General features: G+C 34.1%; 12 protein-coding genes, 3 tRNA genes and 1 pseudogene. 8 read left to right on the plus strand and 8 right to left on the minus strand.

Annotated elements, in window-relative coordinates; genetic code table 11:
- Positions 1-181 precede the first annotated feature (181 nt).
- Entirely contained in the window at positions 182-304 is a 123-nt protein-coding gene (locus tag AAGV28_RS10065; protein ID WP_373406690.1) for a transposase, read from the plus strand.
- 147 nt (positions 305-451) lie between these two features.
- On the opposite strand, the gene rpsT is transcribed toward AAGV28_RS10065, so the two are convergent.
- The 5 genes from rpsT to proS all read right to left on the minus strand — a co-directional run bounded on the left by rpsT (position 452) and on the right by proS (position 2,600).
- Positions 452-703: a 30S ribosomal protein S20 gene (gene rpsT / locus AAGV28_RS10070; RefSeq protein ID WP_161643694.1), complete on the minus strand. Its 252-nt coding sequence runs from the start codon at positions 701-703 to the stop codon at positions 452-454.
- A gap of 38 nt (positions 704-741) precedes the next feature.
- Positions 742-813: transfer RNA gene (locus AAGV28_RS10075), tRNA-Glu, on the minus strand.
- Positions 814-855: 42 nt separating this feature from the next.
- A tRNA-Glu gene (locus AAGV28_RS10080) sits at positions 856-927 on the minus strand.
- Positions 928-973: 46 nt separating this feature from the next.
- Positions 974-1,045: transfer RNA gene (locus AAGV28_RS10085), tRNA-Glu, on the minus strand.
- 76 nt (positions 1,046-1,121) lie between these two features.
- Positions 1,122-2,600, minus strand: a complete 1,479-nt coding sequence (proS, locus tag AAGV28_RS10090; protein ID WP_373406691.1) for a proline--tRNA ligase — start codon at positions 2,598-2,600, stop codon at positions 1,122-1,124.
- Between the two features lie 101 nt (positions 2,601-2,701).
- Here proS and AAGV28_RS10095 point away from each other — a divergent pair, with 101 nt between their 5' ends.
- The 5 genes from AAGV28_RS10095 to AAGV28_RS10115 all read left to right on the plus strand — a co-directional run bounded on the left by AAGV28_RS10095 (position 2,702) and on the right by AAGV28_RS10115 (position 8,207).
- Positions 2,702-3,670, plus strand: a complete 969-nt coding sequence (locus AAGV28_RS10095) for a hypothetical protein (RefSeq protein WP_373406692.1) — start codon at positions 2,702-2,704, stop codon at positions 3,668-3,670.
- Between the two features lie 34 nt (positions 3,671-3,704).
- Entirely contained in the window at positions 3,705-5,228 is a 1,524-nt protein-coding gene (locus tag AAGV28_RS10100; RefSeq protein ID WP_373406693.1) for an OmpP1/FadL family transporter, read from the plus strand.
- A gap of 213 nt (positions 5,229-5,441) precedes the next feature.
- Positions 5,442-6,755 (plus strand): 30S ribosomal protein S12 methylthiotransferase RimO, encoded by a 1,314-nt coding sequence (gene rimO / locus AAGV28_RS10105; protein WP_373406694.1) that lies wholly within the window; start codon positions 5,442-5,444, stop codon positions 6,753-6,755.
- Positions 6,756-6,788: 33 nt separating this feature from the next.
- Positions 6,789-7,274, plus strand: a complete 486-nt coding sequence (locus AAGV28_RS10110) for a hypothetical protein (protein WP_373406695.1) — start codon at positions 6,789-6,791, stop codon at positions 7,272-7,274.
- A 27-nt stretch (positions 7,275-7,301) separates the two neighbouring features.
- Complete coding sequence (locus AAGV28_RS10115; RefSeq protein WP_373406696.1) at positions 7,302-8,207, plus strand: N-acetylmuramoyl-L-alanine amidase; 906 nt, start codon at positions 7,302-7,304, stop codon at positions 8,205-8,207.
- Between the two features lie 712 nt (positions 8,208-8,919).
- Here the strand turns inward: AAGV28_RS10115 and AAGV28_RS10120 are convergent.
- The 3 genes from AAGV28_RS10120 to AAGV28_RS10130 all read right to left on the minus strand — a co-directional run bounded on the left by AAGV28_RS10120 (position 8,920) and on the right by AAGV28_RS10130 (position 12,959).
- The gene (locus AAGV28_RS10120) at positions 8,920-9,960 is read right to left on the minus strand and encodes a porin (protein WP_373406697.1); all 1,041 of its coding nucleotides are present in this window, start codon (positions 9,958-9,960) and stop codon (positions 8,920-8,922) included.
- Between the two features lie 549 nt (positions 9,961-10,509).
- On the minus strand, positions 10,510-12,708 hold the full coding sequence (locus AAGV28_RS10125; protein ID WP_373406698.1) for a B12-binding domain-containing radical SAM protein: 2,199 nt from the start codon (positions 12,706-12,708) through the stop codon (positions 10,510-10,512).
- Positions 12,709-12,791: 83 nt separating this feature from the next.
- Entirely contained in the window at positions 12,792-12,959 is a 168-nt protein-coding gene (locus AAGV28_RS10130) for a hypothetical protein (protein WP_373406699.1), read from the minus strand.
- A 113-nt stretch (positions 12,960-13,072) separates the two neighbouring features.
- Here AAGV28_RS10130 and AAGV28_RS10135 point away from each other — a divergent pair, with 113 nt between their 5' ends.
- Both AAGV28_RS10135 and AAGV28_RS10140 read left to right on the plus strand, forming a co-directional pair.
- Positions 13,073-13,483 carry a hypothetical protein gene (locus AAGV28_RS10135; protein WP_373406700.1) on the plus strand — a complete coding sequence of 137 codons (411 nt, stop codon included), beginning with the start codon at positions 13,073-13,075 and terminating at the stop codon, positions 13,481-13,483.
- 106 nt (positions 13,484-13,589) lie between these two features.
- A pseudogene (locus tag AAGV28_RS10140) lies at positions 13,590-14,697 on the plus strand (type ISP restriction/modification enzyme).

A 14,697-nucleotide genomic window follows, 5' to 3' on the forward strand; every position in this document is an offset into this window, starting at 1 on the left:
GTTTTGTAAGATTTTAGAGTTGACTAGAGATTGTTTCGCGGAGTTTCTCCGAGAAAAAAAGAGGATTCACAAAGGCTTTTTATTAGATAAGCGCAAAAAAAACAATAGTTCAAACAAAGCTTCTCGATACAATTTTAAACAATAAAGCTACCGCATTATTACAAATCATTATCAGACGATATTGAATTATTTTGACAACAGAAGCACCAATGCTTCGGCAGAATCTTTTAATGCAAAAATAAAAGCATTCAGATCAAAATTCAGATGCGTTAGAAACGTTGCGTTTTTCCTTTTTTTAAGCTAACTAACATCTATGCTTAATTATTGCTTCCCCACAGGTTTTAGGACTGATCCGGACTGATCCCTGATCCGTTTTTTTCTGAAACCAATTATTAAACAAAAAAACCTCTTTCTTACGAAAGAGGTTTTTAAATATATCAAAGGAGTAATATTACAATTTAGAAACAAATTTAGTTAACTTTGATTTCAAATTAGAAGCTTTATTATCGTGAATAATATTCTTTTTTGCTAACTTATCAATCATAGAAATAACATTTGACAATTTAGAAGTAGCATCAGATTTATCAGTAGCTATTCTTAACGCCTTAATAGCATTACGAGTAGTTTTGTGTTGGTATCTGTTTAACACTCTTTTCTTTTCGTTACTTCTAATTCTTTTTAGAGCTGACTTATGATTTGCCATTTTATTTTATCTTTTATCTTTTTTACTATATTTTTTTGTAGTCCGTAAGGGAATCGAACCCCTGTTACTAAGACGAAATCTTAGCGTCCTAACCCCTAGACGAACGGACCAATATCCCTCTAGTTAGTTTTTAATCTCTTAAAGATTAATTGTAGCCCGTAGCGGAATCGAACCGCTCTTACATGGATGAAAACCATGCGTCCTAACCGATAGACGAACGGGCCATGTTACTTTTATAGTTAGTAAGAACTTTTTTTTGCAAATAAAAAGTAGCCCGTAGCGGAATCGAACCGCTCTTACATGGATGAAAACCATGCGTCCTAACCGATAGACGAACGGGCCTGTTTCTGTATTGCGGTTGCAAAGATACAACTGTTTTTTAATTTCGCAATAGCTAAGACAAAAAAAAAATATTTTTTTAATATGCTTTAGCAAAAAACACTCTTTTTGTTGATGGATTCCCAGTAAACACACAGCTTCCCGCTTCCTCTACTCCATCTAAAGGTATACATCTTATAGTTGCTTTAGTCAACTCTTTAATCTTCTCTTCCGTTGCTGTAGTTCCATCCCAATGTGCTGATACAAAACCACCTTTGTTCTCTAAAACCTCTTTAAATTGATCAAAACTATTTACCTCAGTAATATGAGCTTCTCGATAATTTAATGCCTTATTAAATAAATCTGATTGAATTTGGGCTAACAAATCACTTATAAAAGCAGCAATTCCTTCTTTAGACTTCACTTCTTTAGTCAAAGTATCTCTTCTTGCTACTTCATAAGTTCCGTTTTCAAGATCTTTTGGACCAACAGCAATTCGAACAGGAACTCCTTTTAACTCCCACTCTGCGAATTTAAAACCTGGTTTTTGGGTTGTTCTATCGTCAAACTTAACCGTAATACCCAATTTGCGTAAATCAACAATTAGGTTATTTACTTCTTGCTTTATTTGTGATAATTGTTCTTCTGTCTTGTATATTGGAACAATCACCACTTGTATTGGCGCTAAATTAGGAGGCAACACTAATCCTTGATCATCAGAATGTGTCATTACTAAAGCTCCCATCAATCGGGTAGAAACTCCCCAAGAAGTCCCCCATACATATTCCTGCTTTCCTTCGGCATTGGCAAACTTGACATCAAAAGCTTCTGCAAAATTTTGTCCTAAAAAGTGCGAAGTTCCCGCCTGAAGTGCTTTTCCATCCTGCATCAAAGCCTCAATACAATAGGTTTCTTCTGCACCAGCAAAACGTTCTGTTTCCGTTTTCAAACCTTTAACAACAGGAATAGCCATAAAGTTTTGAGCAAAATCAGCATAAACGTTCATCATTTTTTCTGATTCCTCGATAGCTTCCTTTCTTGTTGCATGTGCTGTATGTCCTTCCTGCCATAAAAACTCAGCAGTTCTTAAAAACAGCCGCGTACGCATTTCCCATCGCACCACATTAGCCCATTGATTAATCAATAAAGGTAAATCTCTATACGATTGCACCCAACCTTTATAGGTAGACCAAATAATAGCTTCACTCGTAGGCCGAACAATAAGTTCTTCTTCAAGCTTAGCATTTGGGTCGACCATTAACTTTCCTGGTCTATCAGGATCATTTTTTAACCGATAATGAGTTACAACAGCACATTCTTTAGCAAAACCTTCGGCATTTTTTTCCTCAGCTTCAAACATACTTTTAGGAACAAATAACGGAAAATAAGCATTTTGATGTCCTGTTTCTTTAAACATTCTATCTAACTCGGCTTGCATTTTTTCCCAAATTGCATAACCATAAGGCTTAATGACCATACAGCCTCTAACTCCTGAATTTTCGGCTAAATCAGCTTTTACAACCAGCTCATTATACCATTTTGAATAATCTTCCGATCGCGTAGTAAGGTTCTTACTCATATTGAATAGTTTGGCACAAATTTTGTTTTGTTTTATTTAACTAAATAGTTCCGCAAAACTAACTATTTTTGTAATGTGCAACAATAAAAAAACCAATAGATATGAAAACTAATATTTTTTCATTCCAAAAAATTCAAAATTATCTCTACATTGGATTACTAAGCCTTTTCATGGTTTCTTGTGGTTCTTATCAAAATAGCTCCTATTATAAAAGTGATGGGATTTATGGAGCTTCAAGCAATAGAGTCTATAGAACTCCAGAAAGAAACACGAATTCAGACAATTATTATAGAGATTATTTTAGTTCACTTCAAAATGACAGTGAATCTGCTGAAGTCATGACAGATATTGACAAATACAGTGATTTTGACTCAGTTGATAATGATTCTCATTCAAGTTATGCTGGATGGGGCAATAATCAAACTGGGACAATCGTTAATTATTGGGGAATGAATTCTGGTTTTGGCTGGAATAATTGGGGAATGAATAATTGGGGAATGAATTATGGATTTGGCTGGAATAATTGGGGATGGAATAATTGGGGCATGAATTACGGATTTGGTTGGAACAACTGGGGCTGGAATAACTGGGGTATGAATTATGGATTAGGCTGGAACAATTGGGGCTGGAACAATAATTATTACAACAGGGTGTATAGACCGGCCTATTCTTCTTATGCGCCAAATAGAAGAGGAACCTCTTCAGTGAGTTCTAGAAATTATGCTCCGTCAAGAAGTTATTCTACGGACAGAAACAATTCAATTGGTAGAAATTACTCAACGAGCAGAACAGCTGTTAACAGAACACCTACTTTTACGAATCCAAGAACTTACAGTTCTAACAGAACATCAACGAATACCAATAGAAATACAACTACTACGAGAACGCCTAGTAATACCAATTCGAGACAACAACAAAACAGCAACTACTCAAGAAACGAAAGCTACAACACCCCTTCAAGAACATACAGCACCCCATCATCTGGTGGAGACAGTGGTAGCAGATCTTATGGTGGTGGAAGTAACAGTGGTGGAAGTAGCGGTAGATCATCAGGAGGAAGTAGAAGATAAACAATAGTAGTTTTACAACATAAAAAAAATTAAAATGAAAAAATATCTATTTTTAATACTATTAGGTTTTGCTTTTAATACTATACAATCTCAAGAAATTAGTGACGCAGTTCGATACAGTCTAGAAAACCTAAACGGAACAGCTCGTTTCAGGGCAATGAGTGGAGCTTTTGGTGCTTTGGGCGGTGACTTATCTTCATTAAATGTAAATCCCGCTGGTTCAGCTATATTTGCATACAACCAAATGGGAATAACTGCAAGCAACACTAATACTAAAAATAATTCTAATTATTTTGGCTCTACAAATACAGAAAAAGAAAATTCTTTCGACTTTAATCAAGCTGGATTAGTATTTGTTTTTAATAATAACAACAACAGAAACAATGAAGGGTGGAACAAGTTTTCTTTAGCCATAAATTATGATAACAAAAACAACTTCGACAATACTATTGGTTCTTTTGGAATCAATCCAACAAATTCAATTGGGAATTATTTTTTAAACTATGCAAATGGTATTTCTTTAAACAGCTTTCAAAATTCCAATTACGAAAATTTAGACTTCGCAGCTCAACAGGCTTTATTAGCCTATGATACCTTTATTATCGACCCAGCAAATAACGACCCTAATCCCAACGAATACATCTCAAATGTTACTGAAGGAGGTAATTATTATCAAGAAAACACAGTTATTACTAATGGTTACAACGGAAAACTATCTTTTAACGCAGCAGCTTCTTGCAATGATAAATTTTTCATAGGGATTAACTTGAACTCTCATTTTGTAGATTACACTCAATCATCTGTTTTTTATGAAGACAATGATAACCCCCTAGAACCTACAAGTTATAGAGTAAACAAAGTTCAATTCAACAATGATTTATATACTTATGGTTCTGGTTTTTCATTCCAACTTGGAATCATTGGAAAAATAACTAATGAAGCACGAGTAGGTTTATCTTATGAATCACCAACATGGTACAAATTGAATGATAAATTAACCCAAACTTTAATCGCAGTAAGTGCTAATTTATCTGGTTCATTAGATCCCGATGTTGCTGATCCAAGACCTAATGTTTATGCACCTTATAAATTACAAACTCCAGGAAAATTAACAGCAAGTTTTGCCTATGTTTTTGGAAAAACAGGACTCATAAGCATTGATTATAGTTATAAAGATTATGGTAACACCAAATTCAAACCTGAATATGACAGTCACTACCAAGTTTTAAATAACGCAATGAACAGAACTCTCTCCAAGACTAATGAAGTAAGAATAGGAGGAGAATACAAAATTGAAAAACTTAGCCTTAGAGCTGGTTATCGTTTTGAAGAAAGTCCGTATGAAAACAAAATAACTATTGGTAACTTAAATGGTTATTCAGCTGGTTTGGGGTATAATTTTGGAGGAACCAGAGCAGATTTATCTTATGCATATGCAAAAAGAAATTCACACCAATTTATTAACCAAGGGCAAACACCTAACCAAGGCTTAACTGACGTAACCAAAATAAATTCAATCAACAACACGGTTTCTTTAACACTATTATTTGAATTATAATTACTAGAAAAACAATCTGAAAATAACCGTCTTGTCTTTTTGTAAACAAGACGGTTATTTTTTTAGTCGTGATGCCAAGGGAAATCCTCCCTATTTTTCTTCAGAAGATTATATTACACATCTCGAATAGCTTCACAAAAAACAGCTAAATGGCACGAAAACCAATTCAATTTGAATAAAAAAACGTAATTTTGCCATCCAATTTACAAATCTATGAGAACCAAGTCTTTAAAAAAGAACAAAATAAACGTAATTACCCTAGGGTGTTCAAAAAACATATACGATAGTGAGGTATTAATGGGGCAACTTCGTGCCAATGGAAAAGATGTGGAACACGAAGCTCCTGTTGAGCGAGAAGGAAATATTATTGTAATCAATACTTGTGGATTTATTGATAATGCCAAAGCAGAATCGGTAAATATGATTTTAGAATATGCTGACAAGAAAGAAAAAGGTTTGGTAGACAAGGTTTTTGTAACTGGATGTTTATCGGAGCGATATAGACCCGATTTAGAAAAAGAAATCCCCAATGTGGATCAATTTTTTGGAACTACTGAATTACCTCAATTATTAAAAGCGCTAGGTGCTGATTACAAACATGAATTATTAGGAGAACGTTTAACTACTACTCCTAAAAATTATGCCTATTTAAAAATTGCTGAAGGATGTGACAGACCATGTAGTTTTTGTGCTATTCCTATTATGAGAGGCGCACACGTTTCGCAACCTATTGAAAAATTAGTAAAAGAAGCTCAAGGCTTAGCTAGAGACGGTGTAAAAGAATTGATTTTAATTGCTCAGGACTTAACTTATTACGGTCTTGATATTTATAAAAAACGAAATCTTGCCGAATTACTAGAGGCTTTGACAAAAGTTGAAGGAATTGAATGGATTCGTTTGCATTATGCCTTCCCTACTGGTTTCCCTATGGATGTGTTAGAATTAATGAAACGCGAACCTAAGATTTGCAATTACATTGATATTCCGTTACAGCATATTTCTGATTCTATTTTGAAATCGATGCGTCGCGGAACAACTCAGGCTAAAACAACTCAGTTATTGAAGGATTTTAGAGCAGCAGTTCCAGGAATGGCTATTCGAACCACATTAATTGTAGGTTATCCAGGAGAAACTCAGGAAGATTTCGAAATATTAAAAGACTTTGTTCAAGAGATGAAATTTGACCGTATGGGATGTTTTGCTTATTCTCACGAAGAAAACACACATGCGTATTTACTTGAAGATGATGTCCCTGATGATGTAAAACAAGCACGTGCCAATGAAATCATGGAATTACAATCGCAAATTTCATGGGATTTGAATCAAGAAAAAGTAGGTCAGGTATTCAAATGTATTATCGACAGAAAAGAAGGAGAACACTTTGTAGGTCGTACTGAATTTGACAGCCCAGATGTAGATAACGAAGTATTGATTGAGGCGTCTAAACATTACTTAAAAACTGGCGATTTTGCCATGATTAAAATCACAGAAGCTACAGAATTTGACCTTTACGGAGAACCTGCATAACATCTAATTTCAGCTATTTTAAAAAATAAAATTATGAATAAGACACAATTTATCGTTGCATTAGCGTTTATATTACTTTCGTTTAATACTACATTTGCCCAATATGGTTATGGAAATGGCTATGGCAACGGTTATGGCGGTGGTGGAATGGGTAGAAACAGTATGAGCCAAATAAACCAAATGGATCAAACTCCATCCAAACCAAAAGAAATTCCTGTAGAAGTAACCGTGAGTAAAATAATGGAGAAGTTAAAACCAGAATTAAATCTTGACGAATTGCAAACTATCGCAATTGGTAACGTTTATACTGATATCATCAGATCACAGACGGCCATTATGAAAGATGAAAAACTAGGACAAACCGAAAAATCAAACGAAATAAAAGTGCTTTTTGAAGTAAACGAACGAAAAGTAAATGAATACTTGAGTGAGGAACAAAAAATAAAATACAAAGCATTGAAAGAAGATCGCGGAAATAACAAAAAAGAAAAGAAGAAAAAATCTAAAAAAGAAGAATAAAAAAATCTTTCAATAAAGCTCTCAAAAATGATTAAACCTTTTTTTTATTTAATTCCTTTTGCTATCATTACGGCTTGTTCCACTAATCCGTATAAGAAGAGCGAGAAAGAATATGCTACTAAACTAAAATCTTTAACAGATGAAATGTCTATTAAAGTACCTGAACCACTACCTATTGTAAATAAAGTAACATTAAGTATTGATAGTGTTTACTCCAAACAGTTATACACTTTTAAAGATAGTATTTTCAAAGTAGGTTCAACCCGATTAGATAATGGAATTCATACTGAATGGATAAGTACAGTAAATTTCAATCTTCGCAAGCCTAATTTTATCATTATTCATCATACTGCACAAGATTCTTTAGAGCAAACGATTAATACATTTACAAAAGTACACACACAAGTAAGTGCTCATTATATAGTTGCCGAGGATGGTCATGTGGTTCAAATGCTAAACGATTATTTACGTGCATGGCATGCAGGAGCAAGTTCGTGGGGAAAAAATACTGATATTAATTCGGCTTCCATAGGAATTGAATTAGACAACAATGGTGTAGAACCTTTTTCTGAAGCTCAAATTACCAGCTTAATGGCTTTATTAAGTAAGTTAAAAAAAGATTATAATATTCCTGATCAAAACATTATTGGTCATTCAGATATTGCTCCTACTCGAAAAAAAGATCCAAGCGCATTATTTCCATGGAAAACCTTAGCCGAAAATGGATTCGGAATTTGGCAAGACGACATACTCCCTTTGGCTCCTTTTGATTTTAGCCCCGTGCTAGCATTACAAATTATAGGCTACAATACAAAGAATTTAAATGCTGCAATTACTGCTTTTAAATTACATTACATGCCTCAAGAGGTTAATTCTATTTTAGATCAAAGCACTATTAATACTATTTATTCTATCTACCTGAAACAACAATAATTTTCATTTATTACCAATACAAAAGTTCTTTGAATCCTCTCAAAGAACTTTTTTTTTGCATAAAAGCGGTCACTAAATAATAATTAATATAGCTATCCGAAACTAATACTATTAGATAGGATTAGCCACAGATTAAAATGTTTTAAACAGATTTCTCAATAGAACGGGTGATACTGATTAAACAGATAAAAAAAATTATCAATAAACAAACTACAATAGGCAAAAACCAATTTGTTGTATCCTTTTATTTTTCCTCCAAATACAAAAACTACCAATCTTTAAAAAGGCACAAAAACCTAAACGTTTGCGTCTGGAGCGCCATTGTTTGGGTTGTTGACGTAAAAGTTGGCGTCCTTGATGCCAAATTTGGCGTTGTCCTACGCCAAATTTCACGTTCCCGACGTAAAGTTTCACGTTCCTGACGCCAAATTTGACGTTGAAGACGCAAACGTTTAGGTTTTAAGACTCTTTTTTCTTGTTTTTTTTTAAAGATTCATTCCTATAGCTGAGCTTTTAAGATAGAAAAGTATTTAGAAAAAAGCATTAATAACATTTTCAATACAACAAGCTAACTCAAGTCGGATTAAATTTGAATATAACTAACTCAAAAGACATGTACTATTAATAACAAAAAAACTGCCAAGACACCTGAAGCGCCTTGGCAGTAAAAAAAATTATATTTTTAATTCTAAAATTAAATTTTAGTTATTTCTTAGAAAGCATATACTAATGCTATTGAAGCTTGTGAAGCAGATTTTGTTTGAGTCATCATATCCGATTTCATGAAAAAATCATCAGAATTACTATCCAATCTAAATTCAGGAATAACTGTTAACCCACCTGCTTTCAAGTTAGCTGACAATGTAAAAGCTGTTACTGATTGATCAGCTCCAATTCCAAATAGACCTGTAGCAGTTTCTTTAGCTTTGAAATATTCAGCACGCAAACCTAAACCAAAGTTTTCAGTTACTGCAACTGCAGGATACAAAGCTACTCCTGTATAACCGAAATCACTATCAGCAGCTGAAGACCAATCAGCAGCATTTAAACCTAAACTGAATTTATCCGATAATTGGAAAGTAGCTGTTAAATCTACAATAGTACCACTTTCTGAACCGTCCATAAAATTAAGGTAAGCACTTATTCCTTCTGTTGGAGCAAAAGAAAGTTGTGCACCTATTGCATTCAATCCTTTAAATGGATCTGCAGAATACACATTCCAAGAGCTATTAAAACCACCTATCATCAAACCAACTTTATCAGAAAACGCGTAGTTTGCTTTTACTCCTGCATTTTGGAATGGTCCATTAGTAAATAAATAAGACGTAGAGTAGTGGAAGTTAGCCACTGGAGAAATTACCTCATATCCAATAAATGTTCCCATGTAACCAGCTGTGAAACTTAATTTATCTGTAGCTGCATAAGTAGCATACAAGTTTTGGATGTGGAATGAGTTAGTTCCTTCATCGTATGTTCCATCTAAGTTTGGAATCGATTGATTTTGTCCTCTAGGTCCAAAAGAAACTTCACCCACGAAAGACGTTTTACCTGTTGTTTTTTTCAAAGCAATATCGATCATACCTAGTGAAACAGAATTTTGATCACTTGCAAAACTAGTTCCTATGTTTTGTCCTTTAGCAAAATCGTATTTGTAATATAGATCAGCAGAACCTGAAATTTCTAATGGTGTGTCTTGTGCAAATGTCATGTTTCCTGTAAGCGCTAAAGCTAAAATTAAAAGTACTTTTTTCATGTTGAATTTTGTTTTGGTTATTTAAATTATTTTTACTTAAAAAGAAATATTAACATATTATTCTCAGTATTTAACACATTTTATCTCTTTTTGTTGAAGCAAATTTATCAACTTTTATATTTACAAAAATGAAATCAGATAACTTTTTACCAATTTTGACGTCGAATTATTAAAAACCAAGATTCGAATAATAAAAAATACATTTTCCTTATTTTTCAATATCAAAAAAATAATTATTCTCATAGTTAAAAAACAAAACCCTCTTAAAAAACGATACAAAAACCAAAAAAGAAGTAAAAAATAAATCAAAACACAACAAAAAACATATTTACACACATACACCCCTATAAAAAATAGGGATGTACTGTAAAAATAAAAAAATGTATAAAATTAAAAAAACACCTATAAATAGAAAAACCTCCTAAAAAGGAGGTTTACTAATAACTACGATCAATTTGTCTTTAAGCAATCGAAATAAAAGAATTGCGGATTACTTTATAACGTATAAGTAATGAGTGTTTTCAAAAAGAATAAATTATTTGTAACTATTTACAACACCAACAATCCAAATTCCCTCAAAGTATTCACCGGTTTGGAATACCAAAACAATTCAAAATCTTCTAAACTAGTTTCAAAATCCGATTTGATTTCCATAAAAGAATATATTTTAGAGTTAGAAGATGAAATTTTTTCAAGCATTTGCACCAACCATTCGCCTTCTTTTTTTGGCGTTTGAATAGTAAAACTTTCCTTTTTATCGTGAAAAGTCAAAGTCATCATTTCCCAAGTATTTCCTTTTTTGGATTTTGTGAAATGTTCTACAAAGGGCTTCCCTCCTAGCCAAACGATTTTGGCTGTTGGTTTTATATTGAAATCTTCGGATTCTTCTAAAGCATTGGCAATAAAATCAGGATGAATTTTTGTTTTTGGGATTTTAAACTCAAACCAATCCTGCAATTCATAGTCAAAACAAATGCCATGCATAAAATTGAAGAGCGATTTCTTCAATCCAAAACTAAATTTATCGTGGTCTATTCCTGTATGATCTACATAATTAATATCGTTATTGGCAAAAACCACCCCTAACCCCTCCAAAGGAGGGGAAGTTGGAACAACACCAAATTTCTCTGGATACATTCCAACGGGACTGTGAGCTGTCATCGCAAATTGATGCCAAAATCCCGATTGCAAAATCCCCGCTTCAAATAATTGACGTACCATTTCCAGACTATCCACCGTTTCCTGAACCGTTTGTGTTGGATAACCGTACATCAAATAAGCGTGAACCATAATACCGGCTTCGGTAAAATTTCGGGTAACTTTTGCCACTTGTTCTACCGTTACGCCTTTGTCAATCAATTGCAATAATCGGTCGGAAGCCACTTCGAGTCCACCCGAAACAGCAATACAACCCGAGGCTTTGAGCAACAAACACAAATCACGAGTAAAACTTTTTTCGAATCGAATATTGGTCCACCAAGTCACCGATAATTTTCGACGAAGTATTTCGAGAGCCAAAGCGCGCATCAAGGCTGGAGGAGCAGCTTCATCTACAAAATGAAACCCGTTTTCTCCTGTTTGCGCTATCATTTCCTCCATTCGATCGCACAATAAATTGGCGGCAACAGGTTCGTAGATTTTTATGTAATCCAATGAGATGTCGCAAAATGTACATTTCCCCCAATAACAACCGTGCGCCATCGTGAGCTTGTTCCATCGTCCGTCGCTCCACATTCGGTGCATCGGATTCACAATTTCGATAACCGAAATGTATTTATCCAACAACAAATCCGAATAATCGGGAGTTCCTACTTGCGATTGCTTGTAATCTGGTTTTAATGAATTGTTTTTATAAACTACTTTTCCGTTTTCTAAAAGAAAAGTTCTTTTAAAAGAATCATACGTTGGATTTTCAATATTGGAAATTAATTCTTCAATGGGCACTTCACCATCATCCAAAGTGATATAATCGAAAAATTCAAAAACTCTTGCATCCGAAAGCGAACGTAATTCCGTATTTGGAAAACCGCCACCCATTGAAATTTTAATATTCGGATAATGCTGTTTCACCCATTGTGCACATCGAAAAGCCGAATATAAATTCCCAGGAAAAGGAACAGAAATCAGGAATAATTCAGGTTGAATGGTTTCGATTTTATCTTTTAAAAGAGAAAAAAGAACTTTGTCAATGTAAGTTGGTTCTTGCTGCAAAGCCCCATATAATTCGTCGAAAGAATTGGCAGATCGTCCCAAACGTTCCGCATAACGGCTGAAACCAAAATTAGCATCGACACATTCTACAATGAAGTCGGAAATATCTTCGAGGTATAAAGTGGCTAAATGCTTGGCCTTATCCTGAGTTCCCATAGTACCAAAAGCCCAATCCAATTCTTCCAATTGTGCAAAACGAGACGCCTCGGGCAAATAATCTTCCTGACAAATTTGGAGCGCCAAGGTTGGATTCTTCCCTTGCAAAAAAGCAATAACCGAATCAATGGTTTTGATGTATTCGTCTTGTAAGGCTGAGATTCGTTTACAGTTGTCGGTTGTTGGTTGTTGGTTGTTGGATTGAAACAAATTTTCAAGCCCTTGCTTCGAAAACAATTTTAAGATCACTTCAATCCCTAAATCCGCTTGTGTTGCCGAAATGTTTTTGGTATTCAGAAACCCTTTGATATAAGCGGTTGCTGGATAGGGTGTATTCAGTTGGGTAAAAGGCGGTGTGATAAGGAAGAGTTTGGTTTTCAAAAGACATTGTTTTGATGCAAAAGTAAAGTATTTTAGAATTTAGGGAACCATTCAGCATATTCTATTTTCAAAACATTAATTGCCTACAGCTTTAGCTGGAGAAATAAAATTGCCTTGTTTTTAATGGCTTTAGCCAAAATAGCATACTTTTTGGCTAAAGCCAATGCTAAATTGATTCCTTTTCCTCCAGCTAAAGCTGGAGGCAAATCAAAATTATTGATATGCTTTCCTTCAGCTAAAGCTGGAGGCAAGTCAAAATTATTGATATGCTGAATACGAATTTAGAAAAGAATAAAATTCATTTTTGAAGGTTTTCCGTATTTTGGAATAAAATTACTACTTTTAAAATCTCAAAAATAATACAATGACAATCCAAGAATACCTCTCCAAAATAAATACCCTTTACAAAACTGGCAATGCTCGCGAACACTCCTATCGAGGCGATTTGCAAAACCTAATTATGGCTATTTTGCCCGATGTTTTGGTAACCAACGAACCCGCGAGAGTGGATTGTGGAGCACCCGATTATGTATTGACCCGCAAAGATGTGCCTATTGGCTATATCGAAGCCAAAGATATTGGAGTCGATTTAAAAGACAAAAAACTCAAAGAACAATTTGACCGTTACAAATCAGGATTATCCAATTTGGTTTTTACTGACTATATGGATTTCCATTTTTATAAAGACGGAGAGTTTGTGACTAAAATTGCCATAGCACGAGTAGAAAACGAATTGATTATACCACAATCCGAAAACTTTGAGCAGTTATTTTAAAGATAATGACACAGAGACTGAGTCAGTATACAAAAAATTCATCCCATTAAATAAATTATTTAACAAATCAATTATTGGTGTACAAACACACAGAGATGAATTGGTAGTGGATTTCAACAAAAGAGATTTAACATCACGTATAAATTCAATATTCAATTCTAATGAATTAAATTTTCTTATTGATAAATATAAGATTAAACAATCGAATAGTTGGAATTTACAATTAGCAGTAAACAAAGTAAAAGAATTTAAAGAAACTGAAATTAAAAAACTATGTTACCGTCCATTTGATGATAGATATATATTACAATGATGCATTTGTAGATAGAACAAGAAGGACTGTTGGTAAAGAAGTAATAAATGATAATTTAGTTTTAAATTTTCCAAAAATTGTGAAAGTAAATTGGAATCATTCTTTAATTACAAAATCAATACCAACAGCAATTTCAATGGATATAAATGGGACATATTTTGCACCCCTCTACCTCTACCCCGAAACCACAGCCCAACAAACATTAGACGGCAACACGGAAAGAACACCTAACCTAAACCCCGAAATTGTCAAACAAATTGCGGATAGTTTGGGATTGACTTTCACCAACGAAAAAGAAACAGAAGGAGAAGTTTGTTTTGCCAATAGTGAGGAAGTGCGACCAGAATTTAGACAAAGTTTTGCCCCAATCGATTTGCTGGATTATATTTATGCCGTTTTGCATTCGCCAACATATAGAGAGAAATACAAGGAGTTTTTGAAAATTGATTTCCCTAGAGTGCCGTATCCGTGTAGAGACGCGATTAATCGCGTCTGTACGAAAGAAGAGATTGATAATTTTTGGCAATTGGTACAATTAGGTGGCGAATTGCGTCAAATTCATTTGCTGGAAAACCCAATTGTAGAAAAATATATCACCCAATATCCCGAAGATGGCGATAATGTGGTGGCAAAACCTCGTTACGAAATTAACCCTGTCAGAGTTCAAAACTCTGACAGGGTTCTTGGAAAAGTTCACATCAACAACACCCAATATTTTGACAATATTCCCGAGGTAGCTTGGAATTTTTACATTGGTGGTTATCAGCCCGCACAAAAATGGCTCAAAGACCGCAAAGACCGTGAGTTGAGTTATGATGATATTTTGCATTATCAAAAAATCATCGTGGCTTTGAGCGAAACGGATAGAATTATGGCAGCAATAAATACAATTGAAATATAA

The organism is Flavobacterium zubiriense, from assembly GCF_041729725.1.
Classification (GTDB): domain Bacteria; phylum Bacteroidota; class Bacteroidia; order Flavobacteriales; family Flavobacteriaceae; genus Flavobacterium; species Flavobacterium zubiriense.

What these genes read in the sequence shown, in the direction of transcription:
- AAGV28_RS10135 (WP_373406700.1), top strand. Translation starts at nt 13,073, where the DNA reads ATGACAATCCAAGAATACCTCTCCAAAATAAATACCCTTTACAAAACT.
- proS (WP_373406691.1), bottom strand. Translation starts at nt 2,600, where the DNA reads ATGAGTAAGAACCTTACTACGCGATCGGAAGATTATTCAAAATGGTAT.
- AAGV28_RS10095 (WP_373406692.1), top strand. Translation starts at nt 2,702, where the DNA reads ATGAAAACTAATATTTTTTCATTCCAAAAAATTCAAAATTATCTCTAC.
- AAGV28_RS10110 (WP_373406695.1), top strand. Translation starts at nt 6,789, where the DNA reads ATGAATAAGACACAATTTATCGTTGCATTAGCGTTTATATTACTTTCG.
- rimO (WP_373406694.1), top strand. Translation starts at nt 5,442, where the DNA reads ATGAGAACCAAGTCTTTAAAAAAGAACAAAATAAACGTAATTACCCTA.
- rpsT (WP_161643694.1), bottom strand. Translation starts at nt 703, where the DNA reads ATGGCAAATCATAAGTCAGCTCTAAAAAGAATTAGAAGTAACGAAAAG.
- AAGV28_RS10120 (WP_373406697.1), bottom strand. Translation starts at nt 9,960, where the DNA reads ATGAAAAAAGTACTTTTAATTTTAGCTTTAGCGCTTACAGGAAACATG.
- AAGV28_RS10100 (WP_373406693.1), top strand. Translation starts at nt 3,705, where the DNA reads ATGAAAAAATATCTATTTTTAATACTATTAGGTTTTGCTTTTAATACT.
- AAGV28_RS10115 (WP_373406696.1), top strand. Translation starts at nt 7,302, where the DNA reads ATGATTAAACCTTTTTTTTATTTAATTCCTTTTGCTATCATTACGGCT.